A 19,775-nucleotide genomic window follows, 5' to 3' on the forward strand; every position below is an offset into this window, starting at 1 on the left:
GGAGTGGCGCGCTTAATGTCCGTATTTTGTGAGCGACGTGGCCGCGTTTTCTTTTAACAAGCTGGTGATTTTCGGTGTCGGCCTGATCGGCGGATCGCTCGCGCGCGCGTTGCGTGAACGCGGCGAGGCTGGCGGGGCGCGCACGGTGGTTGGGCTCGGACGGACCTCCGCGTCGAGCGAACGGGCGTTGGCGCTTGGTGTGATCGACGGCGCCGCGGCGCTCACCGACGACGCCGCGCTGCGCGACGCGCTCGCGGGCGCGGACTTCGTGCTGCTCGCGGCGCCGGTCGCGCAGACCCAGCCGCTACTCGAGCGCATCGCGCCCCATCTCGACGCCAACACGATCGTCACCGATGCGGGCAGCACCAAATCCGACGTGGTCGCCGCCGCCCGCGCGGCGCTCGGCGCCCGGATCGGTCAGTTCGTGCCGGGCCATCCGATCGCCGGTCGCGAGTCGAGCGGGGTCGATGCCGCGTTGCCCGATCTGTACGTGAACCGCAACGTCGTGCTGTGCCCGCTGCCGGAGAATACGCCGGACGCGGTAGAGCGCGTCGCGGCGATGTGGCGCGCCACCGGCGCATTGGTGCGGGAGATGACGCCGCAGCAGCACGACTGCGTGTTCGCGTCGGTCAGTCATCTGCCGCACGTGCTGTCGTTCGCGCTCGTCGAGCAGATTCTCAATTCGCCCGACGCTGCGTTGAAGTTCTCGTTCGCGGCGGGCGGTTTTCGCGACTTCACGCGCATCGCCGCGTCGAGTCCGGAGATGTGGCGCGACGTCTGTATCGCCAATCGCGTGGCGCTGCTCGACGAGCTCGACGCGTACACCGCGGTACTCGCGCGCCTGCGCACGGCGATCGAAGCCGGCGACGGCGCCGCGCTCGAAGCCGTGTTCGCGCGCTCGCGCGTCGCACGCAGTCAGTGGCAGGAGCAGCGCGCGGCTGGCGTGGCCAGCGGCGACGCGTCGAAATAACCGGAAACTGGACACATCATGGAATTCCTCGATCTCGGACCTTTTTCCCGTGCGTCCGGCACGGTTCGTCTGCCCGGCTCGAAGAGCATCTCGAACCGTGTGCTGCTGCTCGCCGCGCTCTCCGAAGGCGAGACGACGATCACGAACCTGCTCGACTCCGACGACACCCGCGTGATGCTCGACGCGCTCGAAAAGCTCGGCGTACGTTTGAAGCGCGACGGCGACACCTGCGTCGTGACCGGCACGCGCGGCGCGTTCACCGCGCGCACGGCCGACCTGTTCCTCGGCAATGCGGGCACGGCGGTGCGCCCGCTGACTGCGGCGCTCGCCGTGAATGGCGGCGACTACCGCATTCACGGCGTGCCGCGCATGCATGAACGGCCGATCGGCGATCTCGTCGACGGCCTGCGCCAGATCGGCGCGAAGATCGACTACGAGCAGAACGAAGGCTATCCGCCACTGCGCATCCGTCCCGCCCAGATAACGGCCGACGCGCCGATCCGCGTACGCGGCGACGTGTCGAGCCAGTTCCTGACCTCGCTGCTGATGACGCTGCCGCTGTTGCGCACCGCGAGCGGCGTCACCACCGTGCAGGTCGACGGCGAGCTGATCTCGAAGCCGTACATCGAGATCACGATCAAGCTGATGGCGCGCTTCGGAATCGAGGTCGAGCGCCACGGCTGGCACCAGTTCGTGGTGCCGGCCGGGAAGCGGTATCAGTCGCCGGGCACGATCATGGTGGAAGGGGATGCGTCGTCGGCGTCGTATTTCCTCGCCGCGGGCGCGCTCGGCGGCGGGCCGCTCAGAGTCGAAGGCGTGGGCCGCGCGAGCATCCAGGGCGACGTCGGATTTGCCGATGCGCTGATCAAGATGGGCGCGAACCTTCAGATGGGCGACGACTGGATTGAAGTGCGTGGCGTCGGCAACGATCACGGCAAGCTCGATCCGATCGACATGGACTTCAACCTGATCCCCGATGCCGCGATGACGATCGCAGTCGCCGCGCTGTTCGCGGACGGCACGAGCACGCTGCGCAACATCGCGAGCTGGCGCGTGAAGGAAACAGACCGCATCGCCGCAATGGCGACCGAGCTTCGCAAAGTCGGTGCGAAGGTGCAGGAAGGCGAAGATTTCCTCGTCGTCACGCCACCCGAAAAGCTGTTCCCGAATGCCGCGATCGACACCTACGACGACCACCGCATGGCGATGTGTTTCTCGCTCGTGAGTTTGGGCGGCGTGCCGATCCGCATCAACGACCCGAAGTGCGTCGGCAAGACGTTCCCTGATTATTTCGAGCGCTTTACGGCGCTCACACAACCCTGATGCAACCCGGATTCGCGTGCGAATCCCCGATGTGCGACATTTTTAGATGAAACCGACCCGTCCCTTTCACCAGACGCCCGTCATTGCGATCGACGGCCCTAGCGCCTCCGGCAAAGGCACTGTGGCCGCGATGGTGGCCGCCAACCTCGGCTTTCACCTGCTCGACAGCGGCGCGCTGTATCGGCTCGCGGCGCTCGCGAGCCTGCGCTATGGCATTGCGGCGGACGATATCGACGCACTTGTCAAACTGATCGATGACCTCCATATCACGTTTCGCGAGGGGCTCGCGCAGCTTGACGGGGTCGATGTATCGACCGAAATCCGCGCCGAGGAAGTAGGCAGCCGCGCTTCGGCGATCGCCGTGCACGCACCGGTGCGAACCGCGCTGGTGGCGCGCCAGCGGGCGTTTCGCAAGGAACCGGGACTGGTCGCCGACGGCCGCGACATGGGCACCGTGATCTTCCAGGACGCCGCGCTGAAGGTGTTCATGACCGCGAGCGTCGAGGCCCGCGCGATGCGCCGGCATAAGCAATTGATCCAAAAAGGATTTTCTGCTAATATAGATGACTTGCTCCGGGATTTGCGTGAGCGTGACGAGCGTGACAGTCAGCGCGCGGCCGCGCCGCTCAAGCCCGCGGCGGATGCAAAGCTGCTTGATACCTCCGCATTGTCGGTCGACCAGGCGGTCGAGCAGGTGGTGCAATGGTATGAAGCGCTGGTCCCGCATGCGTGATTGAAAACGGTCGCGCAGAAGTGGCGAGCGGCGGCAGTCCCGTTGTTGGTAGGTGCTTCGCAATGGTCGCGAAGCGTTGTTTTTAACCCTTTAACCCCGCGTGGCGTTCGCGTATTGCCGCAGTTGCTGACCGGTCAGGTGAGCCAGGCGTTGCGAAGACCATGCAAACTTTGATTTTTATGTCCGACCTGCAAACTTCTACCCCGAATACCGAATCTTTTGCGGCTCTGTTCGAAGAGTCGCTGACCAAGCAGGACATGCGCGCTGGCGAAGTGATTTCCGCCGAAGTCGTGCGTGTCGACCACAACTTCGTGGTCGTGAACGCTGGTCTGAAGTCCGAAGCCTACATCCCGCTTGAAGAGTTCCTGAACGACGCGGGCGAGGTAGAAGTGCAGGCGGGCGACTTCGTTTCCGTCGCGATCGACGCGCTGGAAAACGGCTATGGCGACACCATCCTGTCGCGTGACAAGGCGAAGCGTCTGGCTTCGTGGCTGTCGCTGGAAAAGGCGCTGGACAACAATGAACTCGTGACTGGCACGATCACGGGCAAGGTCAAGGGCGGTATGACCGTGATGGTCAACGGCATCCGCGCGTTCCTGCCGGGTTCGCTGGTTGATACGCGTCCGGTCAAGGACACGACCCCGTACGAAGGCAAGACCCTCGAATTCCGCGTCATCAAGCTCGACCGCAAGCGTAACAACGTCGTGCTGTCGCGCCGCGCTGTCATCGAGGCAACGCAAGGCGAGGAGCGCGCGAAGCTGCTCGAAACGCTGAAGGAAGGCGCGATCGTCGAAGGCGTGGTCAAGAACATCACCGACTACGGCGCGTTCGTGGACCTCGGCGGCATCGACGGCCTGCTGCACATTACCGACATCGCATGGCGTCGCGTGCGTCACCCGAGCGAAGTTCTGTCGGTTGGCCAGGAAGTCACCGCGAAGATCCTCAAGTTCGACCAGGAAAAGAACCGCGTTTCGCTCGGTATCAAGCAACTGGGCGACGATCCGTGGGAAGGCATCTCGCGCCGTTACCCGTCGGGCACGCGTCTGTTCGGTAAGGTCACCAACATCACCGACTACGGCGCATTCGTCGAAGTGGAATCGGGCATCGAAGGCCTCGTCCACGTGTCGGAAATGGACTGGACCAACAAGAACGTTGCTCCGTCGAAGGTTGTCCAGCTGGGCGACGAAGTCGAAGTGATGGTTCTCGAAATCGACGAAGACCGCCGTCGTATCAGCCTTGGCATGAAGCAGTGCAAGCCGAACCCGTGGGACGACTTCAGCCGCAACTTCAAGAAGGGCGACAAGATCAGCGGCGCCATCAAGTCGATCACCGACTTTGGCGTGTTCATCGGTCTGCCGGGCGGCATCGACGGTCTGGTTCACCTGTCGGATCTGTCGTGGAGCGAAACCGGCGAGGAAGCCGTTCGCAAGTACAAGAAGGGCGACGAAGTGGAAGCGATCGTTCTCGGCATCGACGTCGAGAAGGAACGTATTTCGCTGGGTATCAAGCAGCTCGAAGGTGACCCGTTCAGCAACTACGTTGCAATGAACGACAAGGGTTCGGTCGTCGACGGTACCGTCAAGTCGGTCGACGCGAAGGGTGCGGTGGTCCAGCTGTCGGGCGAAGTCGAAGGCTACCTGCGTGCTTCGGAAATCGCCCAAGACCGCGTGGAAGACGCTCGCAATGTGCTGAAGGAAGGCGACAAAGTCAACGCTATGATCATCAACATCGATCGCAAGTCGCGCGGCATCAACCTGTCGATCAAGGCGAAGGACTCGGCTGAGCAGCAGGAAGCCATCCGCGGTCTCGCTGCTTCGGATTCGAGTGCAGCCGCTACCGGCACGACGAACCTCGGTGCGCTGCTGAAGGCCAAGCTCGACGGCCAGAACCAGTAAGCCTGAGAGGTCTGCTGCAGTATGACCAAATCGGAATTGGTCGCCCAGCTGGCTACGCGATTTCCGCAACTTGTTCTCAAGGATGCGGATTTCGCGGTGAAGACGATGCTTGATGCGATGTCGGAGGCGCTTGCCAAAGGTCATCGCATCGAAATTCGTGGCTTCGGCAGCTTCGGCCTCAACCGCCGTCCCTCCCGCGTCGGACGCAATCCGAAGTCGGGCGAGAAGGTGCTGGTACCCGAGAAGTACGTACCGCACTTCAAGCCGGGCAAGGAATTGCGCGAGCGGGTGGATCGTCGCGCGGGCGAGCCGCTGAAGGCCGAGGAGCCGGATGACGACCTTTAATGACTCCGCTGTGTGTGTGTTGCAGCGTGGCATAGCTAGCGTCAGCGGCCAAAGCCAGTCGGCAAAAGACCAGGAAAAGCGCCTTCGGGCGCTTTTTTTTCGTCCATCATTTGAGAAGTCGCGCCTTCCGCTGCGGCCTTTGCATTTCGCGAATTGCATGTAAGTCCGGCATCCCGCCACTTGCTGCCCAGCCGCGAGGGCATCCATTACAATACGGGTCACTTCGGCGCGGGCAACCCCGTGGCGCGACGCGTCATCAAGCCGGCGTCATCCCGCAACTGCCGTGAAGAGATATATTCATGAAATTTATCGTCTGGCTGATCCGTGTGCTGGTATTCGTGCTGCTGCTCGTGCTCGCGCTCTCCAACACGCAACCCGCTACGCTGAATTTCCTCGCCGGCTACGTCTGGTCTGCGCCTCTGATTCTGATCGGCCTCGCGTTTTTCGTGATCGGCTTGCTCGCCGGGCTCGTGTCGGCGATGCCGGCCGTCGTGCGTCTGCGCATGGAGAATGGCCGGCTCAGGCGCGAGTTGCGCGTGGCTCGCGAGACTCCCGCCGTGGTAGAGCAGCCGCCGATGCCGCCGCTGATCTGAGCTGTCTTGCGCCGCGCGCGCTCCGAGCGTGGCTTTTCGTTTTCGCTTTTCCGCACATTTGCATTAATCGCATGGATCTAGACTTCTGGTGGCTGCTGGTCGTACCCGTCGCGTTCGCGTTCGGCTGGATGGCGGCGCGCTACGACCTCAAGACGCTGCTGTCCGAAAGCGCCAACCTGCCGCGGTCGTATTTTCGCGGCCTGAACTTCCTTCTCAACGAGCAGCCCGACCAGGCGATCGATGCATTCATCGAAGTCGTCAAGCTCGACCCTGAAACGGTCGAATTGCATTTCGCGCTCGGCAATCTGTTCCGCCGGCGCGGCGAGACGGATCGAGCGATTCGCGTGCATCAAAATCTGCTGAGCCGCGCGGACCTGCCGGTCAACGAGCGCGATCACGCGCTGTACGAACTCGGCCAGGACTTCCTGAAAGCGGGTCTGCTCGACCGTGCCGAAGAAACCTTCCGCTCGCTGCAAGCGGGCGATTACGCGCTGGGTGCCCAACGCGCGCTGTTGACGATCTACGAGATCGAGAAGGACTGGGTCAAGTCGATCGATACCGCGCGCCACCTCGAAACGATGGGCGCACCGTCGCTCGACAAGGAAATCGCACAGTTCCACTGCGAACTTGCGCAGGAAGCGCTGCAGCAGAACAAACCGGACGAGGCACGTCATCAGCTCGGGCTCGCGCTGAAGGCGAACCCGACCAACGTGCGCGCGACGATCCTGTTCGGCGATGTCGACGCGGCCGGCGGCGCGCCGGAAGCGGCGATTGGGCAATGGCGCCGCGTCGAGGAGCAGAACCCCGCGTATCTGCCGCTCGTCGCCGAGAAGATCATGAAAGCGTATGAAGCGCTCGGCCGCGCGCAGGAGGGCGCCGATCTGCTGACCACGTGGGTCGACCGTCATCCGAGCAACGATCTGCTCGACGTTGCGTATCAGCACGTCGCATCGCTGCGCGGCGCCGATGCTGCGCACGCGCTCGCGCGCACGCAGATGCAGAAGTCGCCGAATCTGGCCGGCATGACGCGTCTTCTCGAAGCGCAGCAGGCCGTCGCCGAAGAGCCGCGGCGCGGCGAGCTCGAACTGATGCGCACACTGATCCGCCAGCGCACCAAAAATCTGCCACGGTATACGTGCCAGAATTGTGGTTTCAGGGCCCGGCTTTTCTACTGGCAGTGCCCGGGATGCAGCGGTTGGGAAACCTATGCGCCGCGCCGCGTCGAGCCGATTGCCGCGCCGAGCTGACGCCGCATGCGCGGCGGTGGCCGCGTCGGCGTTCATTGGCGCGCAATCGCCCCGCGAATTTCGCAACGAGTTTATCGCCGGCCTCACGAGCGGCATTCATCACCGGAACCATCTACCGGACAGCGTATGAAAATCACCATTATCGGCACCGGCTATGTGGGCCTTGTCACCGGCGCGTGTCTCGCCGAAATCGGCAACGACGTCTTCTGTCTCGACGTCGATCAACGCAAGATCGACATCCTCAACAGAGGCGGCGTGCCGATTCACGAACCGGGCTTGCAGGAGATGATCGCCCGCACGCGCGCGGCCGGCCGCATCACGTTCTCGACCGATGTCGCGGCGAGCGTCGCGCACGGCGACGTGCAGTTCATCGCGGTCGGCACACCGCCCGACGAAGACGGCTCCGCCGACCTGCAATACGTGCTCGAGGCCGCACGCAACATCGGCCGCACGATGAACGGCTTCAAGGTGATCGTCGACAAATCGACGGTGCCGGTCGGCACCGCGCAACGCGTGCGCGCGGTGATCAACGAAGAGCTCGCGAAGCGCGGGCTCGCCGGCAGCGCGCAGCATCGCTTCTCGGTCGTGTCGAACCCCGAGTTCCTGAAGGAAGGCGCGGCCGTCGACGACTTCATGCGCCCAGACCGTATCGTGATCGGTATCGACGAAGACGAAGCGGGCGCACGCGCGCGCGAGATGATGAAGCGTCTGTACGCGCCGTTCAACCGCAATCACGAACGCACGCTGTACATGGACGTGCGCTCGGCCGAGTTCACCAAGTACGCGGCCAACGCGATGCTCGCGACGCGCATCTCGTTCATGAACGAGATGTCGAATCTCGCGGACAAGGTCGGCGCCGACATCGAGGCGGTGCGCCGCGGCATCGGTTCCGATCCGCGCATCGGCTATCACTTCCTGTATGCCGGCTGCGGCTATGGCGGCTCGTGCTTCCCGAAGGACGTGCAGGCGTTGATTCGCACCGCGAGCGAGAGCGGCCACAACCTGCGCATTCTCGAGGCGGTCGAGGAAGTGAACGACCAGCAGAAGGACGTGCTCGTGGACAAGATCGCCGCGAAGCTCGGCGAGGATCTGAGCGGCCGCACGTTCGCGGTGTGGGGCCTCGCATTCAAACCGAATACCGACGACATGCGCGAGGCGCCGAGCCGTCGCGTGATCGGCGAGCTGCTCGCGCGCGGCGCAAACGTGCGCGCGTACGATCCGGTCGCCGTGACCGAGGCGCAGCGCGTGTTCGCGATGGATCTGCACGCGGCGCCCGAGCAGCTCGCACGTCTCACGTTCACGAGCGCTCAGGACGAAACGCTGACCGGCGCCGACGCGCTCGTGATCGTGACCGAATGGAAGGAGTTCAAGAGTCCTGATTTCGTGCACCTGAAATCGGTGCTGAAGACACCGCTGATTTTCGACGGCCGCAATCTGTACGAACCGGACGCGATGATCGAGCTCGGGATCGACTATCACGCTATTGGACGCCCCTATGCCCAACCCTCTGAACTTCCGGCCGATGCCTGAGGCCATGCCCGCGGCGCCCGCGTCCACCACGGCGCAGAAGCTCACGTTCGTGCCGCGCGGGCAGCTCAATGCGGCGCGCGTGCTGGTGGTCGGCGACGTGATGCTCGACCGTTACTGGTTCGGCGACGTCAACCGCATCTCGCCGGAGGCGCCCGTGCCGGTCGTGCACGTGCAGCGCCAGGAAGATCGCCTGGGCGGCGCGGCGAACGTCGCGCGCAATGCGGTCGCGCTCGGCGCGCAAGCGGGTCTGTTGTGCGTGGTCGGTCATGACGAGCCCGGCGAGCGCATCGTGCAACTGCTCGACGAAAGCGGCGTGACACCGCATCTCGAACGCGATCCGGCCTTGCTGACGACGATCAAGCTGCGCGTGCTGTCGCGTCAGCAGCAACTGCTGCGCGTCGATTTCGAAAACTCGCCGGCGCACGAAGTGCTGCTAGCGGGGCTTGCGCGTTTCGACGAGCTGCTGCCGTCGCACGACGTGATCCTGATGTCCGACTACGCGAAGGGCGGCCTCACGCATGTCACGCAAATGATCGCGAAGGCGCACGCGGCCGGCAAACCGGTGCTCGTCGATCCGAAGGGCGACGACTGGGAGCGCTATCGCGGCGCGACGCTGATCACGCCGAATCGCGCGGAATTGCGCGAGGTCGTCGGACAGTGGAAGTCGGAGGAAGACCTGATCGCGCGTGTCACGAAGCTGCGCGCCGAACTCCAGTTCAAGGCGCTGCTGCTGACGCGCTCGGAGGAGGGCATGACGCTGTTTGCCGACGATGGCATCCTGCACGCATCGGCTGATGCGCGCGAAGTGTATGATGTGTCGGGCGCGGGCGACACCGTGATCGCGACGCTTGCCGCGATGCTCGGCGCGGGTCTTTCTCTCGTCGACGCGGTCGGACTCGCGAATCGCGCGGCCGGCATCGTGGTCGGCAAACTGGGCACCGCCACCGTCGACTACGACGAACTCTTCTCCTGATGCAGCCCGCGGGGCTGCCGTCGTCCGACGGACCAGCGGACCCCGCGGCGTTGACTGAACGAAGCTCACTACAAAGCTCACTACGGCAGGATCATCATGACCGTCATCGTCACCGGCGCGGCCGGTTTTATCGGCAGCAATCTCGTGAAGGCGCTCAACGAGCGCGGCGAACAACGCATCATCGCGGTCGATAACCTCACGCGCGCGGACAAGTTCAGGAATCTGGTCGATTGCGAAATCGACGACTATCTCGACAAAACCGAATTCGTCGAGCGCTTCAGGCGCGGCGACTTCGGCAAGGTGCGCGCGATTTTCCACGAAGGCGCCTGCTCGGACACGATGGAAACCGACGGCCGCTACATGATGGACAACAACTACCGCTATAGCCGCGACGTGCTCGACATCTGTCTCGCGCAGGACGTCCAGTTCCTGTATGCATCGTCGGCGGCGACGTATGGCGGCTCGAGCCGCTTCGTCGAGGAGCGCGAGGTCGAGCAGCCGCTCAACGTGTACGGCTATTCGAAGTTCCTGTTCGACCAGGTGATTCGCCGCGTGCTGCCCACGGCGAAAAGCCAGATCGTGGGCTTTCGTTATTTCAACGTGTACGGTCCGCGCGAAACGCATAAGGCGCGCATGGCATCGGTCGCGTTTCACAACTTCAATCAGTTCCGCGCCGAGGGCAAGGTCAAGCTGTTCGGCGAATACAACGGCTATCCGGCTGGTGAGCAGACGCGCGATTTCATCTCCGTCGAAGACGTCGTCAAGGTCAATCTGTTCTTCTTCGATCATCCGGAGAAGTCGGGCATTTTCAATCTCGGCACCGGCCGCGCGCAGCCGTTCAACGACATCGCGAGCACCGTGGTCAACACGCTGCGCGCGCTGAACAACGAGCCGGCGCTGTCGCTCGCGGATCAGGTGCAAGGCGGACTGATCGAATACATTCCGTTCCCCGACGCGCTGCGTGGAAAGTACCAGTGCTTCACGCAGGCCGATCAGTCGAAGCTGCGCGCGGCCGGCTACGACGCGCCGTTTCTGAGCGTGCAGGAAGGTGTCGATCGTTACGTGCGCTGGCTGTTCGGCCAGGTTTAATTAGTACGCCGTCCTCTTTAAACTGGAATCTCCTGGCTGGTGATGGTCGCCGGCCAGTGGCAACAGGGAGATTCCAATATGTTTCGAAAAGTACTGGTTACCGCGGCGATGCTCGCCGCTTTTGGCCACGCGTATGCGGCGGTCGACGTCAATACGGCTAACGAGGACGCGCTGCGCGGCATCAAGGGCATCGGTCCGGCAAAAGCCAAAGCGATCGTCGACGAACGCAATGCGCACGGCCCGTTCAAGGACGCGGCCGATCTCGGCAAGCGCGTCAAGGGCATGGGCGGCCACACCATCGAGCGCCTGCAGGCGGAGGGTCTCGCTGTCGGACCGGCTGGCGCGGCTGCTAGCGCGCAGGTTGCGGCAGCTGCAGCGGCCAAGGAGCCGGCCGCTGCGGCCGCGCCGGCCGCCACGCAGAAGGGCGCCGCCGCAGTGGCGGTGAAGAAGTAAGCTGCCGCGAGCCTTGCGCGTGTCATGCTGACGAGCGGCTTGCGGCGCGCAGGGTCCGCGAACATCCCATTGCTCCGATTTGCACACACGACTTCCCGCGGCTCGCAGCCGCGGGCTTTTTGCGCAGCAGGCGGCATGCATCCATGCGGACAGAAGGGCTGCAGGGCAGCGCCGGAGTTCGTGGTTTAGAATCGATAGATTGAAGACACTCTCTCGCGCATCGATCGCTGGACCCCATATGGCATACAAAACGATTGAAGACACAGTCGGCAACACGCCGCTCGTACAACTCGTCCGGCTTCCCGACGACGAGATCCGCAGCCGCAACAATGTGATCCTCGCGAAGCTCGAGGGCAACAACCCGGCGGGGTCGGTGAAGGACCGTCCGGCATTGTCGATGATCAAGAAGGCCGAAGCGCGCGGCCGCATCAAGCCGGGCGACACGCTGATCGAGTCGACCAGCGGCAATACCGGCATCGCGCTCGCAATGGCCGCGGCGGTCCGCGGCTACAAGATGGTGCTGATCATGCCGGAAGATCTGTCGGTCGAGCGCCGTCAGAGCATGGCGGCCTACGGCGCGGAAATCATTCTGACGCCAGTCAAAGGCGGCATGGAGTACGCGCGCGATCTCGCCGAGCAGATGCAGCGCGAAGGCAAGGGCATCATCCTCGATCAGTTCGCGAACCCGGACAATCCGGCTTCGCACATCGAAGGCACGGGCCCGGAAATCTGGCGCGACACGGAAGGGCGCATCACGCACTTCGTATCGTCGATGGGCACGACCGGCACGATCATGGGCGTGTCCACGTATCTGAAAACGCAGAACCAGCAGATCGAAATTATCGGCGCGCAGCCGGAAGAGGGCTCGCGTATTCCGGGTATTCGCAAGTGGCCGGAAGCGTATCTGCCGAAAATCTTCGACCGTAGCCGCGTCGACCGTGTGGAGAACGTCAGCCAATCCGCGGCCGAGGCGATGGCGCGCCGCCTGGCGTCGGTCGAAGGCATCTTCGCGGGAATTTCGTCGGGCGGTGCGTGCGAAGTCGCGCTGCGCATCGCGCGGCAGGTCGAGAATGCGACGATCGTGTTCATCGTCTGCGACCGCGGCGACCGTTATCTGTCCACGGGAGTATTTCCCGCGTAAGCGGGTCGCCGGGCGCCTTCGCGGGCGCACGAGCCAATAAAGAGCGCCGGTCGAGCCGGCGCTTTTTTACGTCCTTCAACGCGAGGCGCGCGCGGCGACCCGCGGGGCGACTCACTGCGAATTTGAGTTCGACTGATCTGTCTGACCTTGCGACGCGCCGCCGTTGTTGACCGCCTTCGCGGCATTCGCAGTGTCGATTGCTTCCATCTGGGCCTTGACCTTCTGACCGAGTTGATACACCGCAAGCGCATAGAAGAAGCTGCGGTTATAGCGGGTGAGCACGTAGAAGTTCTTCAGGCCGAGCACGAACTCGGTGCCCCGTCCCGGCGTCGGCAGATCGACCACCGTGACCGGCGTGCCCGCTTCCGAAGCAATGTCGAGGTTCGGCTCGTTCAGCACGAGACCGGCGCGCAGCAACTGGTCGAGCGGCCAGTGCGGCTCCGGCTGGCCAGTGGCCGCCGCCTGCGCGACACCGAGGCTGCCCGCGTCCGAGCCGATTCGCCATACCACCGGCCGGCCGCTTTCCCAGCCATTCTGGCGCAGATAATTCGCGACGCTGCCGATCGCGTCGGCATCGCTCGTGCGCAGATCGATGTGCTTGTTGCCCTCGTAGTCGACCGCGTACTGGACGATGCTGCTCGGCAGGAACTGCGGAATGCCGATCGCGCCCGTGTACGAGCCGAGCACCGTGTTCGGGTCGATCTGCGCATCGCGCGTCCACACCAGATAGTCTTCGAGATTCTTGCGGAAGGTCGCCTGGCGGTCCGCGCGATTCGCGGTGTTCGGATAATCGAAGCTCAGCGTGGTCAGCGCATCGAGCACGCGGAAATTACCCATGTAGCGACCGTAGATCGTCTCGACGCCGATGATGCCGACGACCATCTCCGGCGGCACGCCGAACTCCTGATACGCGCGCTGCAGCGTAGCCCGGTTCTCGCGCCAGAACTGCACGCCGGCATTGACGCGCACCGGGTCGAGAAAGCGCGCCTGATACGAGCGCCAGTTCTTGACCGACGGCGTCAGCGACGGCGTGACCAGCTTCACCGCGGTCGCCGAGTAGCTGACGCCGGCAAACAGCGCATGTAGCGACGCTTCGTCGAAATCGTAGCGCGCGACCATCTCGTTGATGAACGCATCGACGTTCGCGTTGTTCGCATAGCGCTGCGGAATGATCTCTTCCTCAAACGTTTGCCCTTGCGGGACCGGCTGTTGCGGCTGGCTCTGCGCGAGCTGCACAGAGGCCTTGCGCGTGGCGCTTTGTGCGCTCGCGGGACTTGCTGCGATGAACATGCACGATGCGACGGTCAGTGAGGCGGCGAGGGAGTTGAGGCGAAGCCGGTTGCGTGGGGATCCTGCGGACAGAGCAAGCTTGACGGTCATGGTGAGCAGTGAGCGCGATGCGTGAAAGGCTGGAAGCAGTCGGAAAGCGGCAGGAACGAAACGGCGAATAACGGGTCGGGGAAGTATACCCGACGGCTCCCGCAAAACCGTGCTGAATCGGCGACAGCGGCGTCGTGTGGTAACTTGACGAAAGTAGGCGCGCGGGGGCGCGCGCCGCTCGACGGAGACACGCCGCGCGCGCAATTGATGCGCCGCGCCGTAGAAGAGAGACGCACAACACGAACTATGGCAACAGGTTTCTATTCCCACCCCGACTGTCTGCTGCACGACATGGGACAGTGGCATCCCGAGTGCCCCGCGCGCCTGCAGGCGATCGAGGATCAGCTGATCGCGAGCCGCATCGACGCGCTGATCGAGCGCGAATCGGCGCCGCTCGTCGACGAGGCCGCGCTGCTGCGCGTGCACACGCAGGCGCACGTCGACTACATCCGCGGTCGCTCGCCGGTCGAGGGCGTCGCCGAAATCGATCCCGACACGACGATGAACCCGCACACGTTGCGGGCCGCGTTGCGCGCGGCGGGCGCGGCGGTCGCCGCCACCGACGCGGTGATCGAAGGCCGCTACGACAACGCGTTCTGCAGCGTGCGCCCGCCCGGCCATCACGCGGAGCCGGCGCGCGCGATGGGCTTCTGCTTCTTCAACAACGTCGCGATCGCCGCACGCCACGCGCTCGACGTGCATGGTCTCGCGCGGGTCGCCATCATCGACTTCGACGTGCATCACGGCAACGGTACCGAGGCCGCATTCGCGGGCGACCCGCGCGTGCTGATGTGCAGCATCTTTCAGCACCCGTTCTATCCATTCACGGGCGCCGACAACCAGGCGTCCAACATGTGCAACGTGCCGATGCCGGCGCGCTCGAACGGCATGGCCGTGCGCGAAGCGGTCGATATGCTGTGGTTGCCGCGCCTGCACGAATTCAGGCCGGAGATGCTGTTCATCTCGGCCGGCTTCGACGCGCATCGCGAGGACGACCTCGGCAACATGGGCCTCGTCGAAGACGATTACGCGTGGATTACCGACCAGGTGTGCGAGATCGCGCGGCGCTACGCGCGCGGGCGCATCGTCAGTTGTCTCGAGGGCGGCTACAACCTGTCGGCGCTCGGGCGCAGCGTGGTCGCGCACGTGCGCTCGCTCGCGGAGATCTGAGCCATGAACGTCAACCCCGTCAATACCGGCGACGCGTCGCTGGTCACCATCGAACCCGACGCGTATCGTGTACCGGGCGTCGTGCGCGTAACGATGAACCGGCCCGATGCGTTCAACGCGCTGTCCGAAGCGCTGCTCGACGAACTTCAGCAGACGCTGACCGACATCGCGAAGACCGATGCCCGCGTGGTCGTGATCGCCGGCGCGGGCCGCGCGTTCTGCGCCGGGCACGACCTGAAGGAAATGCGCGCGGCGCCGTCGCTCGCGTACTACCAGCAGCTGTTCGCGCGCTGCACGAAGCTGATGCTGACGATCCAGCGCCTGCCGCAGCCGGTGATCGCGCGCGTGCACGGCATCGCGACCGCGGCCGGCTGCCAGCTCGTCGCCATGTGCGATCTGGCTGTCGCCGCCGATACTGCGCGCTTCGCCGTATCGGGCGTGAACCTCGGGTTGTTCTGCGCGACACCGTCGGTGCCGCTGTCGCGCAACCTGTCGCGCAAGGCCGCGCTCGAAATGCTGCTGACCGGCGATTTCATCGACGCCGCCGAAGCCCGCAAGCAGGGGCTCGTGAACCGCGTCGCCCCAGCCGATGCACTCGACGACGAAGTCGCGCGGCTCGCCGCGAGCATCTGCGCGAAGCCGGTCGAAGCGGTCAGCGCGGGCAAGGGCCTGTTCTACCGCCAACTCGAAATGGGCATCGAGGCCGCGTACCAGCTCGCCGGGCAGACGATGGCCTGCAACATGATGGACGACTCGGCGCTCGAAGGCGTGCAGGCTTTCATCGACAAACGCGCGCCGGAGTGGAAGCGCTAGCCGACGTCTACCACGCGCCGCATCTTCTCAACTCCGTCCCACCGACCGTCTTTCAATCCAATCGACCAACCCCGCGATCACCCGATCGCGGTCGAGGTCGTTCATCGTCTCGTGATAGCTGCCCTCGTGCAGCGTGAGCGTCTTGTCAGGCGAACCCGCGTGCTCGCCGAACGCGCGGCTGCCGTCGGGCTCGGTCAGTTTGTCGTCGGTGCCGTGAAACACGAGCAGCGGCATGCGCAGCCCCGCGCGGCCACGTTCGATGCGCGCCATCGCCAGCAGCAGCTCGGCGCCCGTACGCGCCGGAATCGCGTCGTGATGCACGAGCGGATCGTTGAGGTTGGCTTTGACGACCGGCTGAAGGCGCGACAGCAGCGCGGGGTCGATCTTCATCGCCGGGAAGCCCGGATAGACGCGGCTGATCACCTGGCTCAGCGCGAGCATCCACTTCGGCACGTCGCGCCCCGGCGCAAGCGCGGGGCTCGACAGGATCAGACCACTCAGGCGCCTCCCGCTGGCGTCGAGACGTTCGATCGCGTACAGCGCGGCCACCGCGCCACCCATGCTGTGGCCCATCAGGAAGAGCGGCGCGCAGCTTTGCGCGGCGGCGTCGAGCAGCGCCTGCGCATCGAGCAGGTAGTCGTCGAAGCGTTTCACATAGACGCGCCTGCCGGGCGCGTGGCCGTGGCCGCGAAGATCGACCGCGACGAGTTCGATGCCCGCCGCGTTGAGCCGGTCCGCCACGGCCGCGTAACGGCCGGCGTGCTCGGCGAGGCCGTGCAGCAGCGCGACCGTCGCGCGTATCGGCCCATTCGGCTGCCAGCGATACAGCGGCAACTCGATGCTATCGGCGGTCGTGACCGACGCGCGCTGCGGCGCATCCTTATTAAGACTGCCGGCGCTCGCGCGCACCGTGTGGCTCGGGGAAGTTTGCATGGCGGTAGGCTGTGCGGAAGGGGGGTGGTCCGATCATAGTCGGAGCGGCGCGATGCGCGAGAGCTTTGTACGAAACGCGCGGCTCTAATGCCCTTTGGTTATGAAAAGATCGGAATTGATTATTAAAGGGTATGTCGGCGCTGCGGTAGAATGGCGACCTTAAATCCCAAATAAAAGAAGCGGCGGCCGCTTGCCGGGAGCACGACGCTCGCCGGCAGCCTCCGCCGTTTTCGTTTGTCCATGATCGAAATACGCAATGTTTCCCAGCGGTTCGCCGGACCCCGGGGCTGGGTCGAGGCGCTGCACAACGTCAATCTGACGATTCCGGCGGGCGAGGTGTTCGGCATCATCGGCCGCAGCGGCGCGGGCAAGAGCACGCTCGTGCGCACGATCAACCTGCTGACCCGCCCATCCGAGGGCAACATCCTAGTCAACGGCCGCGATCTGACGACGCTGCCCGCCGCGCAACTACGCGACGCGCGTCGCGAGATCGGCATGATCTTCCAGCACTTCAATCTGTTGTCGTCGCGCACCGTGTACGAGAACGTCGCGCTGCCGCTCGAACTGGCCGGCATGAAGCGCGACGAAATCGAGGCGAACGTGCTGCCGCTGCTCGAACTCGTCGGTCTGTCGGCGCAGAAGGACCGCTATCCGGCGCAGATCAGCGGCGGGCAGAAGCAGCGGGTGGGTATCGCTCGCGCGCTCTCGAGCAAGCCGAAGGTGCTGCTGTCGGACGAGGCGACCTCCGCGCTCGACCCCGAAACCACGCGCGCCATTCTTGATCTGCTGAAGCGCATCAACCGCGAACTGAACCTGACGGTCGTGCTGATCACGCACCAGATGGACGTGATCAAGCAGGTCTGCGATCGCGTCGCGGTGCTCGACGCTGGCCGCGTCGTCGAACAAGGCAAGGTGATCGACGTGTTCCTGGAGCCGCACCACGAAGTCACGCGCGCGCTGATCGGCGACGTCATCGCGCAGGACTTGCCGCCCGCCATGAAGGCGCGCGTCGCGCAGCGCCTGAAGACCGGCAGCGGCCATCTGCTGCGCCTCGCGTTCACCGGTTCGGGCGTCGATCAGCCGATCCTGTCGGAGACGATTCGCCGCTACGAGCTTGACTTCAATATCCTGCACGGCCAGATCGACGAGATCCAAGGGCAGGCGTTCGGCTCGCTCGCGGTTCTGGCGGGCGGCGATCCGGCCAAGGTCGCACAGGCGATCACGTTTCTGCGCGAGCAGGGTGTCGTAGTGGAGGAGCTCTCGCATGTTGAGTGAAATGTTCGATATGTTCGTCCAGTCGTTCTGGGAGACCCTCATTATGGTGGGTATCTCCGGACTGATTGGCGCCGTGGTTGGCGTGCCGCTCGGCGTGCTGCTGTATCTGACCGACCGCCAGGGCGTGCTCGAAAACGTCGCGGTGAATCGCGTGATGGGCGTGATCGTCAATGCGGTGCGCTCCACACCGTTCATCATCCTGCTGGTCGCGGTGATTCCGTTTACGCGGCTCGTCGTCGGGTCGTCGATCGGCACGGCGGCGGCCATCGTGCCGCTGACGATCGCCGCCGCGCCGTTCATCGCGCGCCTCGTCGAAACGGCGCTGCGCGAAGTCGACCGCGGGCTCATCGAGGCGGCCCAGGCGATGGGCGCGACCACCAGCCAGATCGTCTTCAAGGTGCTGTTGCCGGAATCGCTGCCGGGTGTGGTCGCCGGTTTGACGATCACATTCGTGTCGCTGGTCGGCTATTCGGCGATGGCCGGCGCGATCGGCGGCGGTGGCCTTGGCGACCTCGGCATCCGCTACGGTTATCAGCGCTTTCTGCCGGAAGTGATGCTCGCGGTCGTGCTGATCCTGATCGTGTTCGTGCAACTGGTGCAGTCGTTTGGGGATTGGCTCGTGCGTCGTTTGAGCCATAAGTAAACAAGGGCGTTCGGAAGCCCGCTCATAGAGATTCGGAAAAGGACCATCATGCAACGTCGCCTCATTCTCAAGCTGGCCGCCGCGCTCGGCGCGGCAACGCTGTTCGCCACCACCGCGGCACAGGCCGAAGACACGATCAAGGTCGGCGTCACCGGCGGCCCGCACGCGCAGATCATGGACGTCGTGAAGACGGTCGCCGCGAAGAACGGCCTCACCATCAAGATCGTCGAATTCTCCGATTACGTGCAGCCGAACGCGGCGCTCGCGAGCGGCGATCTGGACGCGAACAGCTACCAGCATGACCCGTACTTGCAGGCGCAGGTGAAGGACCGTGGCTACAAGCTGATCCGTGTCGCCGATACGGTCACGTACCCGATGGGCATCTACTCGAAGAAAGTGAAGTCGCTCGCCGAACTGCAGCCGGGCGCGAAGATCGCCGTGCCGAACGATCCGACCAACGGCGGCCGCGCGCTTCTGCTGCTGCAGAAGCAGGGCTTGCTGAAGCTGCGCGCCGATGCCGGCCTGAAGGCGACGCCGCTCGACATCGTCGACAATCCGAAGAAGCTGAAGATCGTCGAGCTCGACGCGGCGCAGATTCCGCGTTCGCTGGGCGACGTCGATGCCGCCGCGATCAACACCAACTTCGCGATGGAAGCGGGCTTGAAGCCGAAGCAGGACGCCATCGCGATCGAGGACCCGAAGGGTCCGTACGTAAACGTGATCGCGATTCGCGAAGCGGACAAGAACAAGCCGTGGGTCGCGAAGCTCGTCGCGGCGTACCACTCGCCGGAAGTGAAGCAGTTCGTCGACAGCAAATTCGGCGGCTCGGTGATCACCTCCTGGTGATGCAATGATCCACGAACCAGGCAGAACACGACGGCAATGGGAAATTAGAGGTCGGAGTCGGAACCCGGGGTTGTTTCCCGGGTTTTTTAGAGATTAAAATAGAACGATCGTTCGATATTGCCGTCACGCCGCGGAGGAGCGATATCCTTCCGCAAAGCGCCCGCGACACGGCTGCCATGAGGGCAGTCGCTATAATGTTTGTCGGGTTGACGTATTCGTAACTTTGGAGCGTGTGCATGAAAATTCTGGTGCCAGTGAAAAGAGTGGTCGACTACAACGTGAAGGTCCGCGTGAAATCGGACGGTACGGGCGTCGACATCGCCAACGTGAAAATGTCGATGAATCCGTTCGACGAAATCGCGGTTGAAGAAGCCGTGCGGCTGAAGGAAGCGGGTGTCGCGACCGAAGTGATCGCCGTGTCGG

19 protein-coding genes and 1 pseudogene are annotated in these 19,775 nt (G+C 64.1%); 18 read left to right on the plus strand and 2 right to left on the minus strand.

Going from position 1 to position 19,775, the window contains the following annotated elements:
* Positions 1 to 28: 28 nt before the first annotated feature.
* The 12 genes from AB3X86_RS15790 (at position 29) to cysM (ending at position 12,292) form a co-directional block, all read left to right on the plus strand.
* Positions 29 to 970: a prephenate dehydrogenase gene (locus AB3X86_RS15790; RefSeq protein WP_368596655.1), complete on the plus strand. Its 942-nt coding sequence runs from the start codon at positions 29 to 31 to the stop codon at positions 968 to 970.
* Positions 971 to 988: 18 nt separating this feature from the next.
* Entirely contained in the window at positions 989 to 2,293 is a 1,305-nt protein-coding gene (gene aroA / locus AB3X86_RS15795) for a 3-phosphoshikimate 1-carboxyvinyltransferase (protein WP_368596656.1), read from the plus strand.
* A gap of 46 nt (positions 2,294 to 2,339) precedes the next feature.
* A complete protein-coding gene (gene cmk / locus AB3X86_RS15800; protein ID WP_368596657.1) occupies positions 2,340 to 3,026 on the plus strand; it encodes a (d)CMP kinase in 687 nt (228 codons plus the stop codon).
* A 161-nt stretch (positions 3,027 to 3,187) separates the two neighbouring features.
* Positions 3,188 to 4,921 (plus strand): 30S ribosomal protein S1, encoded by a 1,734-nt coding sequence (gene rpsA, locus AB3X86_RS15805; protein ID WP_008921410.1) that lies wholly within the window; start codon positions 3,188 to 3,190, stop codon positions 4,919 to 4,921.
* A gap of 21 nt (positions 4,922 to 4,942) precedes the next feature.
* Positions 4,943 to 5,266, plus strand: a complete 324-nt coding sequence (locus AB3X86_RS15810) for an integration host factor subunit beta (protein WP_006050255.1) — start codon at positions 4,943 to 4,945, stop codon at positions 5,264 to 5,266.
* 299 nt (positions 5,267 to 5,565) lie between these two features.
* Positions 5,566 to 5,859 carry a lipopolysaccharide assembly LapA domain-containing protein gene (locus tag AB3X86_RS15815; RefSeq protein ID WP_013090140.1) on the plus strand — a complete coding sequence of 98 codons (294 nt, stop codon included), beginning with the start codon at positions 5,566 to 5,568 and terminating at the stop codon, positions 5,857 to 5,859.
* 71 nt (positions 5,860 to 5,930) lie between these two features.
* Positions 5,931 to 7,106 carry a lipopolysaccharide assembly protein LapB gene (lapB, locus tag AB3X86_RS15820; protein WP_368596658.1) on the plus strand — a complete coding sequence of 392 codons (1,176 nt, stop codon included), beginning with the start codon at positions 5,931 to 5,933 and terminating at the stop codon, positions 7,104 to 7,106.
* A gap of 126 nt (positions 7,107 to 7,232) precedes the next feature.
* On the plus strand, positions 7,233 to 8,636 hold the full coding sequence (locus tag AB3X86_RS15825; protein WP_368596659.1) for a UDP-glucose/GDP-mannose dehydrogenase family protein: 1,404 nt from the start codon (positions 7,233 to 7,235) through the stop codon (positions 8,634 to 8,636).
* Positions 8,602 to 9,609, plus strand: a complete 1,008-nt coding sequence (gene rfaE1 / locus AB3X86_RS15830; RefSeq protein ID WP_217910439.1) for a D-glycero-beta-D-manno-heptose-7-phosphate kinase — start codon at positions 8,602 to 8,604, stop codon at positions 9,607 to 9,609. The genes AB3X86_RS15825 and rfaE1 overlap by 35 nt, the downstream gene beginning before the upstream one ends.
* Before the next feature lie 96 nt (positions 9,610 to 9,705).
* Positions 9,706 to 10,698: an ADP-glyceromanno-heptose 6-epimerase gene (rfaD, locus tag AB3X86_RS15835; RefSeq protein WP_368596660.1), complete on the plus strand. Its 993-nt coding sequence runs from the start codon at positions 9,706 to 9,708 to the stop codon at positions 10,696 to 10,698.
* Between the two features lie 78 nt (positions 10,699 to 10,776).
* Positions 10,777 to 11,151: a ComEA family DNA-binding protein gene (locus AB3X86_RS15840; RefSeq protein ID WP_368596661.1), complete on the plus strand. Its 375-nt coding sequence runs from the start codon at positions 10,777 to 10,779 to the stop codon at positions 11,149 to 11,151.
* Between the two features lie 238 nt (positions 11,152 to 11,389).
* Positions 11,390 to 12,292 (plus strand): cysteine synthase CysM, encoded by a 903-nt coding sequence (cysM, locus tag AB3X86_RS15845; protein ID WP_013090134.1) that lies wholly within the window; start codon positions 11,390 to 11,392, stop codon positions 12,290 to 12,292.
* A 111-nt stretch (positions 12,293 to 12,403) separates the two neighbouring features.
* Here the strand turns inward: cysM and mltB are convergent, their stop codons facing one another.
* Complete coding sequence (gene mltB, locus AB3X86_RS15850; RefSeq protein ID WP_368596662.1) at positions 12,404 to 13,582, minus strand: lytic murein transglycosylase B; 1,179 nt, start codon at positions 13,580 to 13,582, stop codon at positions 12,404 to 12,406.
* A 336-nt stretch (positions 13,583 to 13,918) separates the two neighbouring features.
* On the opposite strand from mltB, the gene AB3X86_RS15855 reads away from it, so the two are divergent.
* Positions 13,919 to 14,842 carry a histone deacetylase family protein gene (locus AB3X86_RS15855; RefSeq protein ID WP_368596663.1) on the plus strand — a complete coding sequence of 308 codons (924 nt, stop codon included), beginning with the start codon at positions 13,919 to 13,921 and terminating at the stop codon, positions 14,840 to 14,842.
* Between the two features lie 3 nt (positions 14,843 to 14,845).
* The gene (locus AB3X86_RS15860) at positions 14,846 to 15,655 is read left to right on the plus strand and encodes an enoyl-CoA hydratase (protein ID WP_368596664.1); all 810 of its coding nucleotides are present in this window, start codon (positions 14,846 to 14,848) and stop codon (positions 15,653 to 15,655) included.
* 27 nt (positions 15,656 to 15,682) lie between these two features.
* Here the strand turns inward: AB3X86_RS15860 and AB3X86_RS15865 are convergent, their stop codons facing one another.
* Positions 15,683 to 16,588: a lysophospholipase gene (locus AB3X86_RS15865; RefSeq protein WP_368596665.1), complete on the minus strand. Its 906-nt coding sequence runs from the start codon at positions 16,586 to 16,588 to the stop codon at positions 15,683 to 15,685.
* A 240-nt stretch (positions 16,589 to 16,828) separates the two neighbouring features.
* Here AB3X86_RS15865 and AB3X86_RS15870 point away from each other — a divergent pair, with 240 nt between their 5' ends.
* From AB3X86_RS15870 to AB3X86_RS15885, 4 genes and pseudogenes are all read left to right on the plus strand, one after another.
* Entirely contained in the window at positions 16,829 to 17,863 is a 1,035-nt protein-coding gene (locus AB3X86_RS15870; protein WP_368596666.1) for a methionine ABC transporter ATP-binding protein, read from the plus strand.
* Positions 17,853 to 18,506 carry a methionine ABC transporter permease gene (locus tag AB3X86_RS15875; protein ID WP_008924321.1) on the plus strand — a complete coding sequence of 218 codons (654 nt, stop codon included), beginning with the start codon at positions 17,853 to 17,855 and terminating at the stop codon, positions 18,504 to 18,506. The genes AB3X86_RS15870 and AB3X86_RS15875 overlap by 11 nt, the downstream gene beginning before the upstream one ends.
* A 48-nt stretch (positions 18,507 to 18,554) precedes the next feature.
* The gene (locus tag AB3X86_RS15880) at positions 18,555 to 19,352 is read left to right on the plus strand and encodes a MetQ/NlpA family ABC transporter substrate-binding protein (RefSeq protein WP_368596667.1); all 798 of its coding nucleotides are present in this window, start codon (positions 18,555 to 18,557) and stop codon (positions 19,350 to 19,352) included.
* A gap of 236 nt (positions 19,353 to 19,588) precedes the next feature.
* Positions 19,589 to 19,775: pseudogene (locus AB3X86_RS15885) on the plus strand (electron transfer flavoprotein subunit beta/FixA family protein); the annotation flags it as partial.

The organism is Paraburkholderia sp. BR14374 (assembly GCF_040948685.1).
GTDB classification, from domain to species: Bacteria; Pseudomonadota; Gammaproteobacteria; order Burkholderiales; family Burkholderiaceae; genus Paraburkholderia; species Paraburkholderia youngii.